Source organism: Pseudonocardia autotrophica (genome assembly GCF_003945385.1).
Lineage (GTDB): Bacteria > Actinomycetota > Actinomycetes > Mycobacteriales > Pseudonocardiaceae > Pseudonocardia > Pseudonocardia autotrophica.
In genome coordinates, this window is record NZ_AP018920.1 from 2,400,036 (window position 1) to 2,423,953 (window position 23,918).

Below are 23,918 nucleotides of genomic sequence, written 5' to 3' on the forward strand. Positions count from 1 at the left end.
AGCACGACCTCCCATGAGTACGTCCCACACCGCGCGACGCGCGTTCCGGATCGTGATCGGCCTGCTGGCCGCGACCGTCCTCGCCACCGCGTGCAGCCCCGGCGCCGCGCAGACCGGCGGCTCCGGCGAGCCGCGGGCCGGCGGCGACCTGACCTTCCTCATCGACTCGCTCGGCGACACCTGGATCCCGAACAACTCGGCGATCTCCAGCTTCCAGGGCCACGTCTGGGGGCACGTCACCGACAAGCTCGTGCACGTCGACGAGGCGGGCGCCGTGTCACCGTGGGTCGCGCAGAGCTGGGAGCGCAACGACGACGCCACCGAGTTCACCCTCCGCCTGCGGCCCGGCGTCACCTTCTCCGACGGCACCCCGCTGGACGCGGCCGCCGTCGTCGCCAATCTCGACCTGTGGGCCGAGGGCCGCCCGGACGAGGGGATCCGGCCGATCGGGCTGTTCCCCAAGACCTACGACCGAGCCGAGGCGGTCGACCCGGCCACGGTGCGGGTCGCCTTCTCCTCGCCCACGCTGGGCTTCATCCCGACCCTGGGCTACCACGGCTCGATCCTGATCTCGCCCGCGACGCTCGCCCGGCCCGCCACCGAGCAGGCCGACCTGTCGAACGCCGTCGGGTCCGGGCCCTATGTCGTCGAGTCCTGGCGCGACGACGACTCGGTGGTGCTCCGCAAGCGCGACGACTACGACTGGGCGCCGGAGGTGTCCGAGCACCAGGGCGCGGCCCGGATCGACACCATCACCTACAAGGTCGTCTCCGAGCAGCCGGTGCGCGCCTCCTCGGTCCGCTCCGGGCAGGCCGACGTCGCCTACAACCCGTCGCCGAAGGAGCTGGAGAGCTTCAAGGCGCAGGGATTCAGCACCGCGACGCCGCGCTATCTCGGGTTCGTCAACGGCTTCGCGGTGAACACCGCCGCCGCCCCGTTCGACGACGTCCGGGTCCGGCAGGCGCTGCAGCACGGCCTGGACCGCGACGAGATCCTCTCCACCGTCTACACCCCGGACTGGCTGCCCGCCGAGTCGTTCCTGCAGAGCAACGTGCCCGGCGCGACCGACCACTCGGCGTCGTTCGCGTTCGACCGGGCCCGGGCCGAACAGCTGCTCGACGAGGCCGGCTGGGTGCGCGGCGCCGACGGCACCCGCGCCAAGGACGGGACGCCGCTGTCGGTCACCCTGCACCCCAACCCGTACCTGGCGACCTCGACCGCGGTCGACGAGCTGATCGCCCAGCAGCTGCGGGCCATCGGGTTCGCCGTCGACATCCGGTCCTTCGACGTCGTCACCTACACCCAGCGGGTCGACTTCGGCTCGGTCGGGCTCTACGAGGTCACCCGCAGCATCATCGACGCCGGCACGGTCAGCGGGATCCTGACCGACGCGAACAACGGCGAGGACTGGTTCGGCGTCGGCCGCAGCGACCCGAAGCTGGTCGAGCTCGCAGCCGGCATCGCCGGTGCCAGCGATCCGGCCGCCCGCGACGCGCAGCTCGACGAGCTGCAGGCGCACGTGCTCGACCAGGCGTACTTCGTGCCGATCACGCAGATCGTGCAGCGCATCTACCTGCAGTCCCCGCGGGTGCACGACGTGACCTACAACGGTGTCGCCTACGCCAACTACTACACGGCCTGGATCGAGGACTGAGGCCGCCGTGAACGGGGACTACGCCGGCTACGCGCTGCGCCGGGCCGGGCAGGCCGTCGTCGTGGTGCTGCTGGCCTACGTGTTCACCTTCGTGGTGATCAGCGTGCTGCCCGGCGATCCGGTGACCGCCACCCTGCGCAACCCGGAGAACGGGTTCAGCGAGGAGGAGATCGCCCGGATCGTCGCCTACTACGGCCTCGACCAGCCCGTGTACGTACAGCTGTGGGAGGCGCTGAGCCGGTTCCTGGTCGGTGACCTCGGCCTGTCGCTGCGGTCCGACCGGCCGGTGGCGGACATGCTGACCGAGGTGCTCGGCTCGACGCTCGCGCTGGCCGGGACCGCGCTGGTGGTCGCGGTGCTGCTGGCGTTCGGGATCGCCTTCGGCGCGCAGTACCTGCCGCGCCCGTTCGGACCGGCGTTGCGGGCGTTCCCCTCGCTGTTCCTGTCGGTGCCGAACTTCCTGATCGGGCTGTTGCTGATCCAGCTGCTGTCGTTCCAGCTGGGTCTGTTCCGGGCGATCGACGCCGACTCGCCGACGGCGACGTTCGTCGCCGCCCTCACCCTCGGCATCCCGGTGTCCGCCCAGATCGCGGAGGTACTGATCGCGAACCTCGACCACGAGGCCCGCCAGGAGTACGCGACCGTCGCCCGCTCGCGCGGGCTCGGCAGGTGGGCGCTGCTGCTGCGCCACCTGCTCAAGCCGTCGTCGCTGCCGGTGGTGACGGTGCTGGCGCTGACGGTCGGGGAGCTGCTCGGCGGTGCCGTCATCACCGAGGCGGTGTTCGGGCGGACCGGGATCGGCTCGCTCGTCGAGCGGTCCGTCGCGATGCAGGACCTGCCGGTGCTGCAGGCGGTGGTGGCACTCGCGGCCGTCGTGTTCGTCGTCGTCAACCTGGTGGCCGACCTGGTGTACCCGCTGCTCGATCCGCGGGTGTCGCTGCAGGCCGGTCCCGAACGAGGAGCGGCCGCCCGATGACCGTCTCCACCGTCTCCGGCTCCGCCACTGCACCCCGCGGGCCGGACCGCGCCCCCGCCCGCCGGGTCCCGGTCGGGGTGGTGCTGTCGTTCCTCGTGGTCGCGCTGGTCGTGGCCTGGTCGGTCGCGCCGGGACTGTTCACCGCGCAGGACCCGGTCGACGGGGTCCCGGCCGACCTGTTCCTCCCGCCGGGCGCCGAGCACCTGTTCGGTACCGACCACCTGGGCCGGGACCTGTTCGCCAGGGTCGTGCACGGCACCGCGTCGTCGGTGACGAGCGCGCTCGTCGCGGTTGCCATCGGGGTGCTCAGCGGCGGCCTGATCGGGCTGCTCGCCGGGTTCCTCGGCGGGTTCGTCGACGTGCTGCTCGCCCGGTTCGTCGACGTGCTGCTGGCGATCCCCAGCTTCCTGCTGGCCGTCGTCGTGGTGTCGGCGCTCGGCTTCCAGACCATCAACGCGGCCGTCGCGACCGGCATCTCGGCGGTCGCCGTGTTCGCCAGGGTGATGCGTTCGGAGGTGCTCAGGGCCCGCAGCGCCGTCTACGTGGAGGCGGCGCTGCTGCTCGGCGGGTCCCGCACGCACGTGCTGCTGCGGCACGTACTGCCCAACGCGTCGCGCTCGGTGCTGCAGCTCGCCGTGCTGCACTTCGGCCTGTCGATCCTGGTGATCGCCGGCCTGGCCTTCCTCGGCTACGGCGATCCGCCGCCGGCGTCGGACTGGGGGCTGCTCGTCGCCTCCGGCAAGGACCACCCGATGGCGCCCTGGCTGGTGTGGGCGCCCGCGCTCGTCACGATCGTCACCGTCCTCTCCGTGAACAGGATCAGCCGATGGCTCCGCACGACCGACTGACCGCCCCGCTGCTGCGGGTGTCCGACCTGTCCGTGTTCTACTCCGGGCGGCCCTACTCCGGGCGGGCTTCCTCCGGACGCCCGACGGTGTCCGGTGTGGACCTCGAACTGGATGCGGGCGGCTCGCTCGCGCTGATCGGCGAGTCCGGCTCCGGAAAGTCCACCATCGCCCGGTCGGTGCTGCGGCTGCTGCCCGACACCGGCCGCGCGACCGGCCGGATCGAGATCGACGGCACCGAGGTGCTCGGGCTGCCCGAGCGGCGCTTCCGGCCGCTGCGCGGACGCACCCTCGGCTTCGTCCCGCAGGATCCGGGCAGCGCACTCAACCCGGTCCGGACGATCGGTTCGCAGGGGCTCGAGGCGGCCGCGCTCGCCGACGGCGCCGAGCCGGGCGGCCGCCGCGAGCTGGTGCTCGACACACTCGCCAGGGTCGGCCTCCCCGAACCCCGCCGGGTGTTCGACGCCTACCCGCACGAGTTGTCCGGCGGCATGCTGCAGCGGGTGCTCATCGGGCTCGCCGTGCTGCCCGGGCCGTCGTTGCTGGTGGCCGACGAGCCCACCTCCGCGCTCGACGTCACCATCGCCCGGCACATCCTGGACCTGCTCTCCGAGCTGCGGGAGAGCCTCGGCATCGGGCTGCTGCTGATCACCCACGACCTGGCGATCGCCGCCGACCGGGCCGAGGACCTCGTCGTGCTGAAGGACGGATCGGTGCAGGAGTCGGGACCGACGACGCAGGTGTTCGACCGGCCGTCGTCGGTCTACGCGCGGCGGCTGCACGCCGACGTGCCCGCGCTGAACCCGGACCGCTGGGGCGGTTTGCGCGACGCCGGTGCCGCGCGGCTCGCCGATCCGGCGACACCGGTGGAGATCGAGGTGTCGCAGGTCGCGAAGACCTTCCGCACCGGCACCTCCCGGGTCGCCGCCGTCGACGACGTGTCGTTCTCCGTGCGCCGCGGCACCACGCACGCGCTGGTCGGCGAGTCCGGCTCCGGCAAGACGACCGCGATCCGGTTGCTGCTCGGGCTGGAACGCCCCGACTCCGGGCGGATCGCCGTCGCCGGCTCGGAGCTGGAATCCCGCTCACCGGCGGCGCTGCGCGAGCTGCGCAGGCACCTGCAACTCGTCTACCAGAACCCGTTCACCTCGCTGGATCCGATGTGGAAGGTGCAGCGGCTGGTGCGCGAGCCGCTGGACCGCTTCCGGGTGGGCGACCGGCGCGAGCGCGCGGAGCGGGTGCGGGCCGCCACGGCATCGGTCGGGCTCTCCGCCGAGCTGCTCGGACGGCGGCCGGCGGCGCTGTCCGGTGGGCAGCGGCAGCGGGTCGCGATCGCCAGGGCACTGGTGCTCGAACCGGACGTGATCGTGTTCGACGAGCCGACCTCGGCGCTCGACGTGACCGTGCAGGCCGGGATCGTCGAGACGCTGCTGCGGCTGCAGGCCGAGCGTGGGCTGACCTACGTGTTCGTCTCACACGATCTGTCGCTGATCCGCCAGCTCGCGCACACCGTGTCCGTGCTGCGCCACGGCCGGGTCGTCGAACAGGGGGAGGTCGGGGCGGTGTTCGACGATCCGCAGGACTCCTACACCCGCATCCTGCTCGACTCGGTCCCCGGCACCGAGCGGGCCGCCGCATGACCGCCGGTGCGCCGCCGGTCACCGGGGCCCGCCCGGTGACCGCGCTCGGGTTCAACACCCGGGTCTCCTGGACCGACGACGCGGGCCCGGCCGCCGGGCTGGCCGACGGCATCGCGCTCTACCGGGCCGCCGAGGAGCTCGGCTACCAGTCCGGCTGGGCCTACCAGCGGCACTTCGACCACTACCTGTCCTCGCCGCTGCCGTTCTTCGCCGCGGCCGGCCGGCACACCTCCCGGATCCGGCTCGGCTCGGCCGTGCTCCCGATGCGCTACCAGGACCCGGTGCTGCTCGCCGAGGCGGCCGGTACCACCGATCTGCTCGTCGGCGGGCGGCTCGAGCTGGCGCTGGCGACCGGATCGACCGCAACCTGGGACGCGGTGTTCGGGGGAGTCGACACCGACGCCCGGACCGAGGCGAACCGGCGGCTCGACCGGTTCCTCACCGCGGTCTCCGGTGCGCCGCTGCACGTCGTCGACGGCCCGGGTCAGGGTGCCCCGGCCGGCACCGAGATCCGGGTGACCCCGCACAGCCCGGGGCTGCGCGGCCGGCTGCGGATCGGCGCGGCGAGCATCGACTCGGCGGTCCGGGCCGCCCGGCGCGGTATGGGCCTGATCACCGGGACCGTGCTGCACGGGCTCGCCGACGGCGAGACGTTCCCGGAGTACCAGGCCCGGTTGATCGCGGCCTACCGGGACACCTGGCTGGTCGAGCAGCGCACCGAGCCACCGCCGGTCGCGGCGGCGGCCTCGGTGCTGCCCGGCACCACGGCCGAGCTGCGTGCCCGCTACGCCGCCTACGACGAGGAACGCCGCACCCTCGGGATGGCCACCTCGCGCCCGCAGGGCGCGCTGGAGCCGGTGATCACCGCCGCGCTCCCGGCCGGGCAGCGGATCAGCCCGGTGCACCACGGCACCCCCGACGAGGTGCTCGGCTCACTGCTCGCCGATCCGGGGATCGCCGCCGCCGACGAGATCGTGCTGTTCCTGCCGCCGGCGTTCGGACCGGAGCAGAACCAGCGGCTGATCACCGACCTGGCCACGACCGTCGCCCCGGCACTGGGCTGGTCGCCGGCCTGATCGGGTGCGCCCGATCGGCCCGCGTCAGACGTCGGCCGCCTGCTTCTCGGCGTACCGGCGCCACGCCGTCCAGGCCAGCCCGGCGAGCAGCAGCAGGTAGAGCACCACGGTGATCGGGCTCGACACCAGCACGGCGGGGTCGTTGTCCGAGTTGCCCATCGCGTCGCGCAGCGAGTACTCGGCGAGCGGGCCGAGGATGACCGCGATCAGCACCGGCGCGACCGGGATGTCGTAGAGCCGCATCGCGAGCCCCAGCACGCCCAGCACCAGCATGATCACCAGATCGACGGTGCTCGCACCGGCCGCGTAGACACCGAACGCGGCGAACACCGCGATGCCGGCGTAGAGGTAGGACTTCGGCACCCGCAGCAGCTGCGCCCATAGCGGCGCGAACGGCAGGTTCAGGATCAGCAGCACGATCATCGCCAGGAAGAACCCGGCGAGCAGCGCCCACACGATGTCCCCGGAGCGCTCCAGCAGCAGCGGGCCAGGCTGCAGGCCGTACTGCTGGAACGCGGCGAGCAGGATCGCCGCGGTCGCCGAGGTCGGGAGGCCGAGCGCGAGCAGCGCGCCCATCGCGGTACCGGCGGTCGCGTTGCCCGCGGCCTCCGGGGCGGCGACACCCTCGATCGCGCCCTTGCCGAACGTCGGCTCGGCCTTGCGCCGGTCGAGGCGGCGCTCGGTGCCGTAGGCCAGGAACGTCGGGACCTCGGCACCACCGGCCGGGATGACCCCGAACGGCACGCCGATCGCGGTGCCACGCAGCCACGCCGGCAGTGCCTGCCGGAACTCGGCCTTCGACAGCCACCAGCGGCCGGTCGGCATCACGGCCTTGGTGTCCTGGGCCCGGCCGACCTTCGCGGCCTGGCTGAACACCTCGCCCAGCGCGAGCAACGACACCGTGATGACGACGATCGAGATGCCGTCGAGCAGGGGGGAGAAGCCGAACGAGAACCGCGGGCTGCCGGACGGCTGGTCGATCCCGATCAGCGCCAGGGTCAGGCCGATCGCCAGTGCCGCGACGCCGCGGATCGCGGAGTCGGCGACGACCGCGGAGATCGCGACGAAGGCGAACACGGCGAGTGCCAGGAACTCGGCCGGGCCGAACCCGGTGGCGAGCCGGGCGAGGGTCGGCGCGAAGAACACGACCAGCGCCGAGGCGACCATGCCGCCGATGAACGCGCCGATCGCGCCGGTCGCGAGCGCCTGCGCGGCTTTGCCGCGCAGCGCCATCCGGTGTCCCTCGAAGGTGCTGGCGATCGCCGTGGAGTTGCCCGGGGTGTTCATCAGGAAGCCGGCGATCGAGTCGCCGAACAGCCCGCCGAAGTAGATCCCGGTGAACATGATCAGTGCGCTGGTCGGGTCCAGGACGAAGGTCAGCGGCAGCAGCAGCGCCACCGCCATCGCCGAGCCCAGGCCGGGGAGCACGCCGACCGCGGTGCCCATCAGGGCGCCGAGGAACACGAACAGCAGCGCGGACGGGCTCATGATGTCGGCGAAGCCGCCGAGCAGGTTGGACAGCTGTTCCATCTCAGAACCCCCCGACGAACCCGCTGGGCAGCGAGATCCCCAGCAGGCCGCTGAACACGACCTGCACCGCGGAGGAGACCGCGAGGCCACCGAGCAGGATGCTCGGCCAGCGGCGGTTGCCCAGCGCCACCGCGACCGCGGTGAACAGGCCGGTCGCGGACAGGATCCAGCCGAGGAACGGCAGCACGACAATGAACCCGGCCACGCCGCCGACCGCGGTGAGCACGGCGGGGACGTTGACGCCCTCGGGCGCGCCGGGCTCGTCCCCGGCGGAGCTCTCGGCGGGAGCCTCGGCGGGGGAGTCGTACTCCGGTCGCGGGCGCAGGATGTCGAACGCGAGCAGCGCAGCGACGACGAAGCACAGCACCGCCACGATCCAGGGCATCGTGGTCGGGCCGAACAGGCCGCCGTCGCCGACGACCTCCATCGTCACGGTGCCGTAGACCAGGAAGATCCCCAGCCCGGCGAGGATGGCGGGGACGACCAGGGCGCCCCTCGACAGATGTGCAGGACGGCCGCTCATGCCAATCCCAGCTCCTTCAGAAGGTCGTCGATCCGGGTCTGCTCGGTGACGAGGAACTTCTCGAAGTCCTCGCCGTAGATCTCGCTGCGCACCCACCGGTTGCGCTCGACCGCCTCCGCCCAGGACTCGGTCGCGACCATCTCGCGGGCGATCGTCTCGAGCTCGGCGCGCTCGTCCGGGGTGATCCCGGCGGGGGCGACCAGGCCGCGCCAGTTCACGAGATCCACCTGGCCGAAGCCGAGCTCGTCCATGGTGGGCGCGTCGACCCCGGTCAGCCGCTCGGGCGAGACGACGGCGAGTACCCGCAGCTGGCCGGACTCGACCAGGTCACGGAAGTCGTTGTAGCCGGAGATCCCGACGCCGACGGTGCCCGCGGCGGTGGACAGCAGGCTCAGCGTCAGCTCGCCGCCGCCGGGATGCGGGGTGTAGACCATGTTCTCGACCGGCAGCCCGCGGGCCTGCGCGAGTTGTGCGGCGACCATGTGGTCGATGCCGCCCGCCGATCCGCCGCCGATCGGCAGCGCCGCCGGGTTCGACTCCCACGCCACGAGCATGTCCTCGAGCGTGCGGAACGGTGACTCGGCGGGTACCGCGATCACCTCGAAGTCCTCGGCGAGCCGGGCGATCGGGGTGGTGTCGGCCAGGCTCAGCGGGCTGCCGGACTGGCTGATGCCGCCGAGCATCACGGTGCCGGTGACCATCATCGTGGTCTCCTCGCCCGCGAGCCCGGCCAGCTGGTTCAGTCCGATCGTGCCGCCGGCACCGGGGATGTTGACCACCTGGACGGTGTTCACGATGTTCCCGGTGCGCATGGCCTGCTGGGACTCGCGGGCGACGAGGTCCCAGCCGCCGCCCGCTGCTGCGGGGGCGATCATGGTGAGGTTGGAGCGTGCCGCCTGACCCTCCCCGGACCGGGCGGCGTCGGCGAAGGCGGTCACCGCGAGTGCGGCGACGAGTACGATTCCCAGGGCTGCGATGACCTGCCGTCGTGGCATGGCGGGAACGGTAATCACCGGCGGTGGCGGTTACCAATGTCCGCTTCGATAACTCTATGTCCGCTGCGAACACAATGAACTTTTCCGGGTTTCTCCCCATTCCGTGGTTAGGGTCGGCGCCGTCCGCACGCGCTTGACGGGGAGCGACAATGACGATCTGTGTGGCCTACGGCCCGACGCCGGAGGGCGCCGCCGCGCTGGACCTGGCGGTCCGCGAGTCCCGGCTGCGAGGTACCAGGCTGGTCGCGCTCGCGACCGAGCAGCAGGAGCGGTTCGAGACCGACACCGAGCCCGGCGACGGCGGCCCGTTGCGCGAGCGGGTCGAGTCCCGGCTCGCCGCGCTGCGCGCCGACGGCGACCCGGAGACCGACGTCCGGGTCATCGACGACGGCGGCGACGCGGCCGAGGCGATCCTGGACCTGGCCGCGGCGGCGGGGGCGTCGCTGCTCGTCGTCGGGGTCCGGCGGCGCAGCCCGGTCGGCAAGCTGCTCACCGGCAGCGTCGCGCAGCGCGTCATCCTGGAGTCGCCGGTGCCGGTGCTGGTCACCCACGCGGCCAGATAGGCCGGCCTTTTCCCAGGTCAGGCATGCCTCACCGGGTGTCTGACGGGTCACGGAACGGCATGCCGGCGCGCGGTTCGGGGCATACCGACATCGAGTCCGGCGTTGCACCCGTGTAGGCGGGGGACCCCCGCCGATGCTCGTTCCGGACCGACGCGAAAGGAGCCGTGCGAACCATGGCCACCCCGATCACCAGCCCGCTCGACGACGGTGCCCGCGACCTCACCGGTCGCGTGCTGCAGGAGACCCTGGTCGATCTCGTCGACCTGTCCCTGATCGCCAAGCAGGCGCACTGGAACCTCGTCGGCAAGCAGTTCCGCGACGTCCACCTGCACCTCGACGAGCTCGTCGACCTGGCCCGTGAGCACGGCGACAACGTCGCCGAGCGCTCCGCGGCCATCGGTGTCGCCCCGGACGGCCGGGTGCGGACCGTCGGCCGGGACACCGGCCTGCCGGAGTACCCGGAGGGCTACGTGTCCGACGCCGACACCGTGCTGACCGTCTCGGCGACCGTCGACGTCGCCGTCGACCGGCTGCGCCCGCGCATCGAGCAGGCCGGCAAGGCCGACCCGCTCACCGAGGACCTGCTCATCGAGCTGGGCCGCGCGCTGGAGGAGGCCCGCTGGATGTGGCAGGCCCAGGCAGCCGGGTACCGCGGCGAGGCGTGACCGCACGCTGATCTCCGGCCCCCGGTGGGTGATCGCTCGGTAGGTGATCACTCAGCAGGTGATCGCTCAGTGGGTGACCGCCGCGGTGGCCGCCGCGACGCTGGCTCGCCAGATCGCCATCGCCGACCACAGCACGAACACCTGGACCGGCAACGCCAGCGCGCCGGGCAGGTGGGCGGCATACGACGGCCGCAGCGCCCCGGTCCGCCACACCCGCCCGGCCTCGTTCGCCGCGTCCGCGGTGGTGAGCAGCGCGAACCGGCGGCCGATCCCGGAGCCGGTGAGCCGGTAGCTCAGGTCGCCGACCTCGATGTTCCAGTGCGGCGCCGAGAGCGGGCCGTAGGGATGGTCGACGGTGCGCAGGATGTGCGCGCGGATGTCGCCTTCCAGCGCGAACCGGGCGATCCCCTCCGAGCGCAGCGCGTAGGGATGCCCGTCGATCACCAGATCGCGATGTGGTTGCCAGGTCCGGGCGGTCCAGCCGGTGACCGGCCGCCCGTCCTGGGTGACCTCGTAGCGGACGCTGAACAGTCGCACCCGGGTGGACGATGCACGCAGCACCCGGTCAGCCTGCCACCACCCGGGCCGTCGCGGCAGGATCGGTGTGCGGCGCACCTGCCCGGGGAATGCCGCGCCGTCCGTGGACCGTTGGCAGTGCTCAGTACTCCCGAGCGCCCCGAGGAGCGTCGTGCAGCGGTTCCGTCTGTCCCCACCGGTCGGGTTCGCCGTGGTCGGGGCGACTCTGCTCTGGTTCCTGGCCGCGTCGTCGGCACCGTCCCCGCTCTACGTCGTCTACCAGGAGCGGTTCGCCTTCACCGAGTTCACGCTGACCACGGTGTTCGCGGTCTACGTGCTGGCGCTGATCGCCGCACTGCTGGTCGTCGGCGCGCTGTCCGACCACGTCGGCCGCCGGCCGGTGCTGCTCGCGGCGATCGCCCTGGAGATCGTCGCGCTGGTGCTGTTCCTGCTGGCCGACGGCGTCGGCTGGCTGCTGGCGGCCCGGATCGTGCAGGGGATCGCGACCGGCGCCGCGACCGCGACGCTGCCCGCCACCGTCGTCGATCTCGCACCGGCCCCGGAGCGGGCCGGGCTGGTCAACGGCGTCGCACCGCTCGCCGGGCTCGGCCTGGGTGCACTCGCCACCGGTGCGCTCGTCGAGTTCGCCCCGGCCCCGACCCGGCTGGTGTGGGTCCTGCTGCTCGGCGGCCTGCTGATCGCAGCGGTGCTGATCGCGCTGATCCCGGAGACGATCACCCGCCGGCCCGGTGCGCTCGCCTCGCTGCGCCCGCGGATCTCGGTGCCGAAGCGGATCCGGCCGGGATTCGGCCCGGTCGTCCCCACCCTGCTGGCCAGCTGGTCGCTGGGCGGGCTGTACCTGTCGCTGGGGCCCTCGGTGGTGAGCGGGCCGTTCGGGGTGCGGAACCATCTCGTCGGAGGCCTGGTGGTGGCGGCGCTGTGCCTGACCGGCGCGGCGAGCGCCTACGCACTGCGGCGCCGGGCGCCGGTGCGGGTGCTGGGCCCGGCAGCGGCGCTGCTGGGGATCGGCACGCTGGTCACCCTGTCCGGGGTGTTCACCGGGCTGCTCCCGCTCGCCACCGCCGGGACGCTGGTGGCCGGGGTCGGGTTCGGATCGGCGGCATACGCGACGTTCGGGACACTGGCCGCGCTGGCCGCCCCGCACGAGCGCGGTGAGCTGTTCGCCGCCACCTACACCCTCGCCTACCTGGCGTTCAGCGTGCCCGCCATGCTCGCCGGGGTGGCGGCCACGGCGGTGGGGCTGCGGCCGACCGCGCTGGTGTACGGCGGCGTGGTCGTCGTACTGGCGGTGGTCGCGACCGTGCTGGCGCGACGGGTCCCCGCGGCCGCCACCGGGGAACGGGTGCCCGCGACGACCCGCACCGGGTGATCGGCAGGCGGCTGAATCGGTGCCGCTGCGCTGTTCGTCCGAATTGCGTTACTCCCTTCGGCGGCTGCCGCGTACGGCTGACCGCTCGTCGTGCCACGAACGGTGAGCGTGTGTCACGAGTTGTGACCGGAGGTCTCGGCGTGATTACGGTGTCGCCCGTTCGAACCGCTCCCCGAGGCACGGAGGCACGACCCATGGCAGGACGTCACCGCAAACCCACCGCGACCGGCCGGCACGCCGCCCGGATCGGCGCGCTGACCGCGATGGCGGCCGCCCCGCTGGGCATCGTCGGCACCGCGGTCGCGGCGCCGTCCGTGGAGAGCACCGACACCTGGGACGAGCTGGCGCACTGCGAGAGCACCGGCGACTGGAACGCCGACACCGGCAACGGCTTCACCGGCGGGCTGCAGTTCACGCCGTCCACCTGGGAGGAGTTCGGAGGTACCCGGTACGCGTCGAGCGCCGACGAGGCGTCGAAGTCCGAGCAGATCGCCGTCGCCAAGAAGGTCCAGGACCAGCAGGGCTGGAAGGCCTGGCCGGCCTGCACGAAGAAGCTCGGCTGGCGCTGAGCGGGCAGACTCGGGCCATGAGCGCCGATCTCGACATCGTCCGGCGGATCGTGGCCGAGGACAGCGGGCTGTGCACCGTCGCCGTCGTCCGGTCCGACGGAACCCCGCACACCTCGCTGGTCAACGCCGGCGTCCTCGACCATCCCGTCAGCGGTGACCCGGTGGCGGCCTACGTGACCTACGGCCCCGTCAAGCTGCGGGCGTTGCGTGCGCGACCCGCGACGTCGCTGCACTGGCGGGCCGGATGGCGGTGGGCCGCCGTCGAGGGGTCATCGCAGATCATCGGGCCGGACGATCCGGCCGAGGGTGTCGACGTCCCGCGGTTGCTGCGGGAGGTGTTCGCCGCCTGCGGTGGCACCCACGACGACTGGGCGGAGTACGACCGGGTGATGGCCGAGCAGCGCCGCGCCGCGGTGCTGGTGACGCCGGTGCGGGTGCTGGGGAACTTCTGAGCGCAGCCGCCGGGCGCTCCCCGCGGTTCCCGGTGCCCGACCGGAATCCCACCGGAACCGCCGGCCACCCGGCGTCGTCCAAGCCGCATGACCTCCTACGCCCACGACCCGACCGCGTCCGTGATCGTCGCGACCTGGCCCACCGGCGGCGGCACCGTCGCCACCCGGATCGCCCGCGTCCCCCGCAACTGGGAGGCCGTGCACGCCCGTCGCGTCGCCGGTCTGCTGACCCGGCTCTCCGCGCTGCTCTGGTCGGCCTACGCCGAGGACGAGGTCGGCCTGATCCGGGGGTTCCGGCTGGTCGAGGCGGTCCGCGTCCCGAGGTTCCCGCTCGTCGACCCACCCGAGAGCCCGGAGGACGACCGTGACCGGATCGCGCATGCCCTGGGGCACATCGTGTCGGTGGCACCGGGGCGGGTCTTCGCGGACGCGATCGTCGGTGAGGTCCGGGCCGAGATCGACGCCGTCGCCGAAGCCGATCTCGGCAAGCTCACCGGACGCTCCGCCCAGGCCGTCACCCACGTCCGGATCGGGATCCCCGCCGAGCAGCTGGCGCTGGCCCACCACCTCCTGCACGACGACCCGCTGGAGGCATGGCGGCTGCTGACCGAGGTCGAGCCGGCCGCGGCGGCGACCGCCGCACTGCGCTGGCTGCGCGCCGCGGCGACGCACGTGTCGAGCGTCGTCGGTCATCCGGTCGCTGATGTCGTCGCGCTCGCCGAGGCGATCGACCACGAGGATCTGCTGGTCGCCCGGCATGTGCTGCAGCCGGGGTTCGGCGACCCGAGGACGGTGGACGACACGGAGCTCGTCCGGGACCTGCTTCAGGAGGCGGTGCTGGCCGGCCGGGGACTGTTCGTCGTCTGCCCGGACGACGCGGGCCGCCCCGACGACACCGGGCACCGGATGGTGCGGACCGTCCTCGACCCGGCCGAACCGGGTCCGTGCCTGGTCGAGGGCCTACTACGAGGCATCCAGGGGTGCTTCCGGGTCTATACCGACGAGCTCACCGCCCGGGCCACGGATCCGGCATCGCTCCCGGACCAGCGCCTGCGGTTCACCGCCGAGCTCCGGCGGGTGGTGTTTTCGGCTTGACGCTCCCGGTTCGTCCCGGTCTGCTTGCGTTCGGGGATGTCACGAGGGGGAGGGACATGACGGTCGAGGGGGGACGCCCACGCCTGTCCGGGCCGGTCGGGCTCACCGGGCGGGCTCCGGCGCCGGATCTGGCGCGGGGCTTCATGCTGCTGCTGATCGCGCTCGCGAACACGCCGTTCTACCTGTACGGGCGGGCACACTCCGACGCCGGCTTCCATCCGGTGGACGGCTCGGTCGCGGACCGGATCGTGCAGGCCGTGCTGATCACGGGCGTCGACCTGCGGGTGTATCCGATGTTCGCGTTCCTGTTCGGCTACGGCCTCGCCGTGATCTACCGGCGGCAGGGCGAGAACGGGGTACCGGAACGCGAGGCGTTCCGGCTGTTGCAGCGGCGCAACCTGTGGCTGCTGGTGTTCGGATTCGTGCACGCGCTGCTGCTGTGGGGCGGCGACGTGCTCGGCGCCTACGGCCTCTGCGGGCTGGTGCTGGTGTGGCTGTTCGTGCGGCGCGCGGACCGGACGCTGCTGGTGTGGGCCGGGATCGGGGCCGGCGTGCTGGTGCTGCTCGCAGCGATGTCGGTGCTCGGCGCCTGGGCGGTGCTGGCGACCGGAACCGCGGCCGAGTCCGCCGGCGGGATCCCGGACTTCGTGACCGCGTCCGCCTCGTCGGAGAGCGTGCTCGCCGCGATGGGCGCGCGGATCACCATGTGGCCGTTCATCGTGCTGGTGCAGGGGCTGCTGGGGCTCGCCGTGCCGGTGGCGATCCTGCTCGGCTTCTGGGCCGCGCGGCGCCGGATCCTGGAACAGCCCGCGCAGTACCGACGGCTGCTGTGGATCACCGCGGTCGGCGGCATCGCGATCGGCTGGATCGGCGGGCTGCCGCATGCGCTGGCGCACGTCGGCGCGCTCGGCGGTCTGGACCAGGTCATGTGGGTGTTCACGACCACCCAGATGATCACTGGGCTGGCCTGCGGCATCGGTTACGTCGCGCTGTTCGGGCTGATCGGTGACCGGCTCACCGGGCGAGCGCCCGGGCCGGTCGGGTTCGCGATCGGCGCGGTCGGGAAGCGGTCGCTCACCTGCTATCTGGGGCAGTCGGTGCTGTGCGCGCCGCTGCTGGCGGCGTGGGGTCTCGGGCTGGGGGCGGTGCTCGGCAGCGCGACGATGGCACTGTTCGCGACCGGGGTGTGGCTGCTCCTCCTGATCTATGCGGTCGTGCTGGAGCGGCAGGGGAGGCCCGGTCCGGCCGAGGCGCTGCTGCGCAGGCTGGTCTACCGCGAGCCGAGCCCGGCCCGGGCGCGGTAGTCGCTCGGCGCCGTCCCGTAGGCCGTGCGGAACGCCCGGCTGAACCCGGCGAGATCGGTGAAGCCGTTGCTCCGGGCGACCTGCCCGACGGGCGTCCCGGCGAGCCGCGGATCGGCGAGGTCGCGGCGGGCCCGGTCCAGCCGGGCCCGCCGGATCCGGCGGGTCACCGACTCACCGGAACCGGCGAACAGCCGGTGCAACTGCCGGGTGGAGACGAAATGCGCGGCGGCGACCGACGCCGGCCCCAGATCGGGATCAGCGAGGTGCTCGTCCAGGTACCGCTCGACCCGATCCCGCAGTTCGGCGTGCGCCCGCTCGCCGGTGGCCGGCGGGGCGAGCTCGCCGGCCAGCGTCCCGACCAGCCCGCCGACCTCGTCGGCGACCCGCACCGCACCGGGGGCGCTCAGCGACGGCGGCATGCAGGCCAGCTCGCGCAGCACCCCGGCGACGACGGAGCCCAGGCCGGCCCGGGTGTCGAAGCGCCGGGCGGTGGCGCCGGCCGACTCACCGGCGGTGAGGTCGATCGCGTCCCGCGGCCAGGTGAAGACCAGCAGCTCCCAGTCCCTGCCGAAGGCCCAGGTGAAGGGCCGTTCGGTCTCGTAGAGGGCGAGATGGCCGGGATGCAGTACGGCGCGCCTGCCGTCCTGGTCGAGTACCGCCGTCCCGTGGGTCAGCATCCCGACCTGCAGGAACCGCCGGTCGTCCCGGTCGGCCAGCTGCCGGGTCCGGCGGCAGGTCTGCGACACCGACGAGACCCGGGAGATCTGCAGATGGGCCAGCGTCGCGCTGTCGACCGCCCCGGCGAACGATCCGCCCCGACGACGGTCCGGGGCCACGTCGAGCGCGACGAAGTCGTGCCGCAGCGCCTCCCGCCACTCGTCGCAGCGCCGGGTCCGGGACGCGACCGGCGCCGCTCCGGGGGACAGGACCACGGGGCACCTCCGCATCACTCGGGCGTCCACCCGAGTCCACCGTCCGGACGTCGTCCGGTCAATGTCTGTCGCCCAGTGGCAACAAATGGGCGCGCTGCGCGAAACGGGACGCCGCCGGTGGGTCCGATGCTGGCCGCACCACCACCGGAGGAGTCCCGCGATGACCACCACTCCCGAGCTGCCGTTGATCGACCTGAACGGATCCGGTACTCGCCGCGCCATCTGCCCGCACGACTGCCCGGACGGCTGTGCGATGACGGTGACCGTCGAGAACGGCCGGGCGACCGCCGTCCGCGGCGACAAGGAGCACCCCTTCACCCGGGGCGGGCTCTGCGTGAAGGTCAACAACTACGTCGACCGGGTGTACAGCCCGGACCGGGTCACCGCGCCGCTGCGCCGTACCGGGCCGAAGGGCTCCGGCCGGTTCGAGCCGATCACCTGGGACGAAGCGATCGGCACCGTCACCGGCACCTGGAAGCAGGTGATCGACGAGCACGGCCCCGAGGCCGTCATGCCGGTCAGCTACCTGGGCACCCAGGGCACGCTGAACGGGCTGAACGTCGGCGACCCGCTCTTCAACCGGATGGGCGCCACCGTCAGCGAGCGGACCTACTGCGACTCCGGTGCGTCGACCGCGTACGTGATGAGCGTCGGCCCCACCGCGGGCGTCGATCCGGAGAGCCTCGTGCACTCCCGCTACATCGTCATCTGGGCGTGCAACATGGTGTCGACGAACCTGCACCTGTGGCCGTTCGTCGCGCAGGCGCAGCGCAACGGCGCGAAGGTCGTCGTGATCGACCCGGTCAAGCACCGCACCGCGGCCCGCGCCGACTGGCACATCCCGATCCGCCCCGGCACCGACGGCGCACTCGCGATGGCGCTGATCCACGTGATCATCAACGAGGGGCTGACCGACCGGGACTACGTGGAACAGCACACCCTCGGTGTCGACGAGCTGACCGAGCGGGTCCGCGACTGCACCCCGGAGTGGGCCGAGGCGGAGACCGGGATCCCGGCCGACGACATCCGCACGCTGGCCCGCGAGTACGCGGCCGGGCAGCCGTCCATGATCCGGATCGGGGTGGCGATCGAGCGGCACCCCGGCGGCGGCTCGACGGTCCGCGCGATCTCCTGCCTGCCGGGCCTGGTCGGGGCGTGGCGCAAGCCGGGCGGCGGGCTGCTGGCGCTGCCGCTGTGGGCGTTCCCGGTGAACTGGGACGCGCTGTCCCGACCCGAGCTACGGCCCGAGGGCACCCGGATCATCAACCAGTTCCACCTGGGACGGGCACTGGCGGGGGAGATCGACGGGCCACCGGTGAAGGCACTGATGGTCTACAACTCGAACCCGGTCGTCGTCTGCCCCGACCAGGAGAAGGTGCTCGCCGGCCTGGCCCGCGACGACCTGTTCACCGTCGTCTCCGAGCAGTTCCTCACCGACACCGCGCTCTACGCCGACATCGTGCTGCCCGCCGCGACCCAGCTGGAACAGACCGACATCATGTTCTCCTGGGGGCACTTCTACATCGGGTTGAACCGGCCGTCGATCCCGCCGGTCGGAGACGCGATCAGCAACGTCGAGCTGTTCCGGCGGCTCGCCGCCGCGATGGGCTACGACGACGACTGCTTCCGGATGACCGACGAGGAGTTGATCGCCGCCGCCTACGACTGGTCGGCGCCCGCGCTGGACGGCATCACCCCGGCGTCGCTGGCCGAGACCGGCTGGGCCCGGCTGAACCTGCCCGGCCCGGACGCCTACGCCCCGCACGCCGAGGGCGGGTTCCCGACCCCGTCCGGCCGGCACGAGTTCCTCTCCGGGGCCGCCGCCGGCGGCGACTTCGTCCTCCCGCTGTTCCGGCAGGGCTCGAACGAGTTCCAGCCCGGCGGCGTCGTCGATCCGCTACCCCGTTACGTGCCGCCGGTCGGTACCGACGGCGTGCACCCGCTGTCGCTGATCTCCCCGAAGTCGCACGCCTACATCAACTCCAGCTATGCGAACCTGCCCGCCCAGCAACGCGCGCAGGGCGAGCCGTCGGGCTGGCTGCATCCCGACGACGCCGCCGACCGCGAGGTGACCGACGGCGACCTGCTCCGGGTGTTCAACGAGCGCGGCGAGATCCTGGTCCGGGCGGTCGTCACCGCCGACGTCACCCGCGGGGTGGTGATGGCGAGCATGGGCGCCTGGCGCGCACAGACCAAGGGCCAGGCGACGGTGAACGCGATCAACCCGACCGGGTTCGCCGATCTCGGTCACGCGCCGACCTTCTCCGACACCAAGGTTCAGGTGGAACGCGCGTAGCCGGCGACGGCGCTCATGAGCAGCGCCACCACCGCGAGCAGCACGAGCGCCAGCGGAAGCCCGACGACCGGGGCGAACCCGCCGATCGTGGCGGCGCCGATCCCGGCACCGGTCAGGAAACAGAGCGTCGCGACGCCGATCGCGCCGCTGCGCCGGTCGTCGGGCACGGCGTCGCCGACGGCGGCGATCATCGAGGGCTGCCCGGTGCCGAACGCCAGCGTCACCAGCATCGGAGCGATCGCGAGCACCCACGGCAGGTGCCAGGTGACGCCGGCCACGGCGACGAGCAGGCCGACGGTCGTCGTCACACAGGCCGCGGTCAGCGTGCGCCGGGCGCCGATCGTGGACTGCAGCAGAGCCGACAGCGACGGGCAGGCCAGCGCGACCACCGCCGACGGGACCAGCACCAGTCCGGTGGCCAACGGCGTCCAGCCGCGCTCGGCCAGCTCCAGCGGGATGCCCAGCAGCAGCGCGAACCAGGCGGCCGGGATGATCGCGGCGCACACCGCGCTGCGCACCACCGCGCGGTTGCGGATCACCGCGCGGGGGAGGAAGCCGTCGGGCCGGCGCCGGACCCAGGCCGCGGTCGCCGGGACCCCGAGCGCGAGCAGTACCGCACCCACCACCGCGGCGGCGGTTCCCGCGCTCGGGGACTGGACGAGCAGCACCAGCCCGGTCACCGCGGTCGCCACGATCACGGCGCCCACCAGGTCGGGCCGGATCCCGTCGCCGCGGACGGCCGAGCGCCGCCACAGGTAGGGCACTGCCAGCAGGCCGATGGCCGGCAACGCGACGGCCGCCCGCCAGCCGCCCGCGGTGGTCAGCGCGCCGCCGACCAGCGGGCCGAGCGCGGACAGCAGCGCCGAGGTGCCGGCCAGCCTGCCCAGCGCCCGGCCGCGCCGGTCCGCGGGCAACCGGGCGCTGAGCAGCGCCGCCGCGAGCACCGGTACCGACGCCGCCCCGAGCCCCTGCACCACCCGTGCCGCCATGAGCAGCCCGAAGTTCGGTGCCAGCGCAGCGGTCAGCGCTCCGAGCCCCAGCAACGCGATGCCGGCGCAGAGCGGGCCGCGGATGCCGACGGTGTCGGCGAGACGCCCGTGCACCGGCGTGGCCACGGCGAGCGCGACCGTGTACCCGGTGACCATCCAGGTCGAGGCCGCCGTCGTCACATCCAGGTCGGCCGCCAGCTGCGGGAGCGCGACGGTCACCCCGGAGGTGGACATCCCGGCCAGCCCGAACAGCAGTCCCAGCACCACCGCGAGCAGTCCGGTGCGGGGTGGGGATGTCGTCACCGCCCGATCCTCGCCTACACCCCCGGACCGTTGCATGTCGGTTCCCAGGCCCTGGACGCCACCGCCGAGGACGCCGGCGAGTGCGCGAGGAGCTCCCCGTTCCCAGTCCGAGACACCACGATCGGTGTCGAGACCGCACCGCCGGAGCCGGTGGGGACGGCCGAGCGGATCCGGGGAGTGACGGGAGCAGCCCGAAGCATCGCTGCTGGTCAGGACTTTGCAATCGTGAACGAGAACTCGACGTCGAACATGCGTTCGAGTACTGTTGGTTCCATGACGGCGGTCCACGACCCTCCACTCCCGACCGACAGGCCCGATGTCCACAGGCCCGATGTCCACACGCCCGATCCGGACATGCCGGATGCCGACCAGCCGGATGTCGACGAGCCCGGATTCCCACGCATCGATCTCGCTCTCGTCCAGCTGGTGATCGAGCACGCCGCCCGCGCCACCGAGCCGTCGGGCTGCACCGAGGCGGAACTGATCGACCAGATCCAGCAGATCGAGTCGCTGCAGCACTCCGTCGCTGCGCTGCAGTCCTCCCGGATCCGCGCGTTCGCCCGTGAGCACGTCGGCAACGGCATCGCCGCCGGGCGCACCGATCCGGAGCGCCTGGAGCGGGGCGCAGTCGCTCAGGTGGCACTGGCCTGTCACACCTCGCCGGCCGAGGCGCGCTCCCGGATCCGGGCCGCCCGGGACCTGCGGGCGGGGCTCGACCACGTCCGTGAGGTGTTCACCTCCGGCGGGCTGAGCGCCACCAAGGTCGCCGCGGTGGTGGCAGCCTGCTCCGATCTCGACCCCGCCGAGCGCGCCCGGGTCGACGCCCGGCTCGCACACCACGATCTGACTCGCCTGGGCATCGGGCGGCTCCGTGATCTCGTCCGCCGGCTCGCCGCGGAGATCGCGCCGGAGAAGTTCCGGGCCCGGGTCGAGGCCGCCCGCGCCGAGCGCCGCGTCACGCTGCGCCCGGCACCGGATGCGATGGTCTACCTGACCGGCTACCTCCCCGTCGAGCAGGGTGCTGCCTGCCTGGCCGCCCTGCAGAAGGCGTTCGTGCAGGCCTCGGTCGATCCGGCGCCGCTGACCCGCAGCCGGGGGCAGGTGCTGGCCGACACCGTCGTCGAGCGTCTCACGGGCCGGGCCACCGCGACCGATGTCGACATCGACGTGCAGGTCGTGGTGCCGGTGGAGGCCCTGCTCGATCCCGGATCGCCACTGCCCGCCGAGGTCCCCGGCCACGGCCCCGTCCCGGTCGAGCTGCTCGCCACCAGCACCGGCCGGAAGACGGTGCGGCGGCTGCTCACCCGGGCGGGCACCGTGATCGGTGGCGACTCACGCAGCCGCAGCTTCACCGGATTGCTGGGCCTGCTGGTCCGGGCGCGGGGCGGCAACCGCTGCACCGAGCCGTACTGCGACGCACCGATCCGGCACGTCGACCACATCCGGCGGGTCGCCGACGGTGGCCGCACCACACTCGACAACGGGCGTGGCACCTGCGAGTTCCACAACCATGTCCGCGAGCAGCCGGGGTGGCAGGTCCAGCGCACCCCCGACGGGGTGCGCACCACCACCCCGACCGGGCACACCTATCTCGCGCCTGGGCGGGCAGCGGCCGTCACCAGATCCGGACGCGCCTGCCCGGCTCGGTGAACAGGGCGTCGTCCTCGGTGACCTCGAACGCCTCGTGGAAGGTGTCCAGGTTCGTCACCACCGCGTTGCAGCGCAGGTCCGGCGGCGAGTGCGGGTCGGTCGCCAGCCGGCGGATCGCCTCGGCGTCGCGGGTGACCGCCCGCCACACCTGTGCCCAGCCGAACAGCACCCGCTGCTCGCCGGTCAGCCCGTCGATCACCGGGGGCTCGCCGCCCTCGTTGGCGATCGCGTACGCCTTGAGTGCGATCGTCAGGCCGCCGAGGTCGCCGATGTTCTCGCCGACGGTGAGGGCGCCGTTGACCTTGTGGTCGGGCAGGCCCTTCGGCGACAGCGCCGAGTACTGGTCGATCAGCATCTGTGCGCGGGACTCGAACTCCGTCCGGTCGGCGGTCTCCCACCAGTCGGTGAGGTTGCCATCGCCGTCGTAGCGGGAGCCCTGATCGTCGAACCCGTGGCCGATCTCGTGCCCGATCACCGCACCGATGCCGCCGTAGTTGGCCGCGTCGTCGGCGTCGGCGTCGAAGAACGGGGGCTGCAGGATCGCGGCCGGGAAGACGATCTCGTTGAGCCGCGGGTGGTAGTAGGCGTTGACCGTCTGCGGGGTCATCAACCACTCCTGGTGGTCCACCGGCCCGCCGAGCTTCGAGTACTCGTGGTCGTGCCGCCACTCCGCGGCCCGGCCGGCGTTGCCGAGTAGATCGGCCGGGTCGATCCGGAGAGCCGAGTAGTCCTTCCAGGCCTCCGGGTAGCCGACCTTCGGGGTGAACTTGCCGAGCTTGTCCAGCGCCCGCTCGCGGGTCTCCGGGCTCATCCAGTCCAGCGTCGTGATCGACTGCCGGTACGCCTCGACGACGTTGGCGACCAGCTGCTCGATGCGCTCCTTCGCCTTCGGCGGGAAGTGCCGCTGCACGTAGATCTGCGCGACGGCCTCGCCGATCGCGCCCTCGACCAGCGACACGCCCCGCTTCCAGCGCTCCCGCAGCTCCGGGGTGCCGGACAGGGTGCGGCCGTAGAACGCGAAGTCCTCCTCGACCAGGTCCGACGAGAGGTGGTCGGCGCAGGCGGACGTCACGTGCAGGGCGAGCCAGGCCTGCCACTGCTCCAGCGGCCGGTCCGCCCACAGCGCGCCCGCCTCGGTGACGAAGCTCGGCTGCCGGACGATCACCTCGTCGTAGGAGTGCGCGGGCACGCCCAGCGCCGCCTCCCACTCGGCCCAGTCGAAACCGGGCGCGCTCGCCCGGAGCTGCTCGCGGGTGAACAGGGTGTAGGTCTTCTCGGCGTCCCGGTTGGTGACATTGTCCCAGCTCGCGGCGGCCAGCGCCGTCTCCAGCTCCATCACCTGCTCGGCGACCCTGGCCGGCTCGGCGAGTCCGACCAGCTCGGCGAGGCGCTGCAGGTGCTCGATGTAGGCGGCGCGGATCTCGGCGGAGCCGTCCTCGCGGTAGTACGCCTCGTCGGGCAGGCCCAGCCCGGACTGGTTGAGGTTCACCAGGTAGCGGGACGAGTCCTTCAGGTCGGTGGCGATGAACTCGCCGAACAGTGCCGCCCGACCCTCCCGCTGGCGGCGGCCCAGCACGGCGGCCAGCTCGGCCTTGCCGGTGGCGGCGTGGATCTCGTCGAGCAGCGGCCGCAGCGGCGCCACACCGAGCTGCTCGACCCGCTCGGTGTCCATGAACGAGCGGTAGAGGTCGCCGATCCGGCGGGCGTCGGTCCCCGGCTCGGCGGAGCCCGCGGCGCACTCCTCGACGATCGCCCGCACCTGCTCCTCGGCGCGATCGCGCAGCACCCGGAAGGCGCCGTCCTGTGCGCGGTCCTCGGGGATCTCGTGGGTCGCCAGCCACCGGCCGTTGACGTGGGCGAACAGGTCGTCCTGCGGGCGCACCTCCGGATCGACCCAGGTCAGGTCGAGGCCGGAGCGCCGGGTTCCCGGAGCGGGCTCGGTGGTCGTCATGGCC

The 23,918-nt window shown here is 72.9% G+C and carries 21 protein-coding genes; 14 read left to right on the forward strand and 7 right to left on the reverse strand.

What is annotated here, in order from left to right; all coding sequences use genetic code 11:
• Positions 1 to 13: 13 nt before the first annotated feature.
• From Pdca_RS11340 to Pdca_RS11360, 5 genes are read left to right on the forward strand one after another with little or no spacing between them, the layout of a single operon-like run.
• Positions 14 to 1,654: an ABC transporter substrate-binding protein gene (locus Pdca_RS11340; RefSeq protein ID WP_085914211.1), complete on the forward strand. Its 1,641-nt coding sequence runs from the start codon at positions 14 to 16 to the stop codon at positions 1,652 to 1,654.
• Between the two features lie 7 nt (positions 1,655 to 1,661).
• A complete protein-coding gene (locus tag Pdca_RS11345; RefSeq protein ID WP_085914210.1) occupies positions 1,662 to 2,630 on the forward strand; it encodes an ABC transporter permease in 969 nt (322 codons plus the stop codon).
• Positions 2,627 to 3,478, forward strand: a complete 852-nt coding sequence (locus Pdca_RS11350; RefSeq protein ID WP_085914209.1) for an ABC transporter permease — start codon at positions 2,627 to 2,629, stop codon at positions 3,476 to 3,478. The genes Pdca_RS11345 and Pdca_RS11350 overlap by 4 nt, the downstream gene beginning before the upstream one ends.
• The gene (locus tag Pdca_RS11355; RefSeq protein ID WP_085914208.1) at positions 3,457 to 5,115 is read left to right on the forward strand and encodes a dipeptide ABC transporter ATP-binding protein; all 1,659 of its coding nucleotides are present in this window, start codon (positions 3,457 to 3,459) and stop codon (positions 5,113 to 5,115) included. Before Pdca_RS11350 ends, Pdca_RS11355 begins: the two co-directional genes overlap by 22 nt.
• On the forward strand, positions 5,112 to 6,191 hold the full coding sequence (locus Pdca_RS11360) for an LLM class flavin-dependent oxidoreductase (RefSeq protein WP_085914207.1): 1,080 nt from the start codon (positions 5,112 to 5,114) through the stop codon (positions 6,189 to 6,191). The genes Pdca_RS11355 and Pdca_RS11360 overlap by 4 nt, the downstream gene beginning before the upstream one ends.
• Before the next feature lie 24 nt (positions 6,192 to 6,215).
• Here the strand turns inward: Pdca_RS11360 and Pdca_RS11365 are convergent, their stop codons facing one another.
• Genes Pdca_RS11365 through Pdca_RS11375 form a run of 3 tightly spaced genes read right to left on the reverse strand, consistent with a single transcriptional unit; the run spans position 6,216 to position 9,239 of the window.
• The gene (locus Pdca_RS11365; protein ID WP_085914206.1) at positions 6,216 to 7,721 is read right to left on the reverse strand and encodes a tripartite tricarboxylate transporter permease; all 1,506 of its coding nucleotides are present in this window, start codon (positions 7,719 to 7,721) and stop codon (positions 6,216 to 6,218) included.
• Position 7,722: 1 nt separating this feature from the next.
• Positions 7,723 to 8,244 (reverse strand): tripartite tricarboxylate transporter TctB family protein, encoded by a 522-nt coding sequence (locus Pdca_RS11370; protein ID WP_085914205.1) that lies wholly within the window; start codon positions 8,242 to 8,244, stop codon positions 7,723 to 7,725.
• The gene (locus Pdca_RS11375; RefSeq protein ID WP_085914204.1) at positions 8,241 to 9,239 is read right to left on the reverse strand and encodes a Bug family tripartite tricarboxylate transporter substrate binding protein; all 999 of its coding nucleotides are present in this window, start codon (positions 9,237 to 9,239) and stop codon (positions 8,241 to 8,243) included. Before Pdca_RS11375 ends, Pdca_RS11370 begins: the two co-directional genes overlap by 4 nt.
• A gap of 149 nt (positions 9,240 to 9,388) precedes the next feature.
• Here Pdca_RS11375 and Pdca_RS11380 point away from each other — a divergent pair, with 149 nt between their 5' ends.
• Entirely contained in the window at positions 9,389 to 9,802 is a 414-nt protein-coding gene (locus Pdca_RS11380) for a universal stress protein (protein ID WP_085914203.1), read from the forward strand.
• 173 nt (positions 9,803 to 9,975) lie between these two features.
• On the forward strand, positions 9,976 to 10,467 hold the full coding sequence (locus Pdca_RS11385) for a Dps family protein (RefSeq protein WP_085914202.1): 492 nt from the start codon (positions 9,976 to 9,978) through the stop codon (positions 10,465 to 10,467).
• 66 nt (positions 10,468 to 10,533) lie between these two features.
• Here Pdca_RS11385 and Pdca_RS11390 read toward each other — a convergent pair whose 3' ends face one another.
• Positions 10,534 to 11,028: a hypothetical protein gene (locus Pdca_RS11390; RefSeq protein ID WP_125911360.1), complete on the reverse strand. Its 495-nt coding sequence runs from the start codon at positions 11,026 to 11,028 to the stop codon at positions 10,534 to 10,536.
• Positions 11,029 to 11,155: 127 nt separating this feature from the next.
• On the opposite strand from Pdca_RS11390, the gene Pdca_RS11395 reads away from it, so the two are divergent.
• From Pdca_RS11395 to Pdca_RS11415, 5 genes are all read left to right on the forward strand, one after another.
• Positions 11,156 to 12,373 carry an MFS transporter gene (locus tag Pdca_RS11395; RefSeq protein ID WP_232021520.1) on the forward strand — a complete coding sequence of 406 codons (1,218 nt, stop codon included), beginning with the start codon at positions 11,156 to 11,158 and terminating at the stop codon, positions 12,371 to 12,373.
• Between the two features lie 194 nt (positions 12,374 to 12,567).
• On the forward strand, positions 12,568 to 12,942 hold the full coding sequence (locus tag Pdca_RS37505; RefSeq protein ID WP_085914200.1) for a transglycosylase family protein: 375 nt from the start codon (positions 12,568 to 12,570) through the stop codon (positions 12,940 to 12,942).
• A 17-nt stretch (positions 12,943 to 12,959) separates the two neighbouring features.
• On the forward strand, positions 12,960 to 13,394 hold the full coding sequence (locus Pdca_RS11405) for a pyridoxamine 5'-phosphate oxidase family protein (protein ID WP_085914199.1): 435 nt from the start codon (positions 12,960 to 12,962) through the stop codon (positions 13,392 to 13,394).
• Positions 13,395 to 13,481: 87 nt separating this feature from the next.
• Positions 13,482 to 14,489 (forward strand): hypothetical protein, encoded by a 1,008-nt coding sequence (locus Pdca_RS11410; protein ID WP_085914198.1) that lies wholly within the window; start codon positions 13,482 to 13,484, stop codon positions 14,487 to 14,489.
• 56 nt (positions 14,490 to 14,545) lie between these two features.
• Positions 14,546 to 15,793 (forward strand): DUF418 domain-containing protein, encoded by a 1,248-nt coding sequence (locus tag Pdca_RS11415; protein WP_085914197.1) that lies wholly within the window; start codon positions 14,546 to 14,548, stop codon positions 15,791 to 15,793.
• Here the strand turns inward: Pdca_RS11415 and Pdca_RS11420 are convergent.
• Entirely contained in the window at positions 15,760 to 16,725 is a 966-nt protein-coding gene (locus Pdca_RS11420; RefSeq protein ID WP_158092222.1) for an AraC-like ligand-binding domain-containing protein, read from the reverse strand. The two genes, Pdca_RS11415 and Pdca_RS11420, sit on opposite strands and share 34 nt — an antisense overlap.
• A gap of 160 nt (positions 16,726 to 16,885) precedes the next feature.
• Between Pdca_RS11420 and Pdca_RS11425 the strand changes: the two genes are divergently transcribed.
• Positions 16,886 to 19,021 carry a molybdopterin-containing oxidoreductase family protein gene (locus Pdca_RS11425; protein ID WP_085914195.1) on the forward strand — a complete coding sequence of 712 codons (2,136 nt, stop codon included), beginning with the start codon at positions 16,886 to 16,888 and terminating at the stop codon, positions 19,019 to 19,021.
• On the opposite strand, the gene Pdca_RS11430 is transcribed toward Pdca_RS11425, so the two are convergent.
• The gene (locus Pdca_RS11430; RefSeq protein WP_158092221.1) at positions 19,003 to 20,313 is read right to left on the reverse strand and encodes an MFS transporter; all 1,311 of its coding nucleotides are present in this window, start codon (positions 20,311 to 20,313) and stop codon (positions 19,003 to 19,005) included. The genes Pdca_RS11425 and Pdca_RS11430 overlap by 19 nt on opposite strands.
• A 354-nt stretch (positions 20,314 to 20,667) precedes the next feature.
• Between Pdca_RS11430 and Pdca_RS11435 the strand changes: the two genes are divergently transcribed.
• Positions 20,668 to 21,963: an HNH endonuclease gene (locus tag Pdca_RS11435; RefSeq protein ID WP_085914193.1), complete on the forward strand. Its 1,296-nt coding sequence runs from the start codon at positions 20,668 to 20,670 to the stop codon at positions 21,961 to 21,963.
• Here the strand turns inward: Pdca_RS11435 and Pdca_RS11440 are convergent.
• The gene (locus tag Pdca_RS11440; protein WP_085914192.1) at positions 21,929 to 23,914 is read right to left on the reverse strand and encodes a M13 family metallopeptidase; all 1,986 of its coding nucleotides are present in this window, start codon (positions 23,912 to 23,914) and stop codon (positions 21,929 to 21,931) included. The two genes, Pdca_RS11435 and Pdca_RS11440, sit on opposite strands and share 35 nt — an antisense overlap.
• Positions 23,915 to 23,918: the final 4 nt, after the last annotated feature.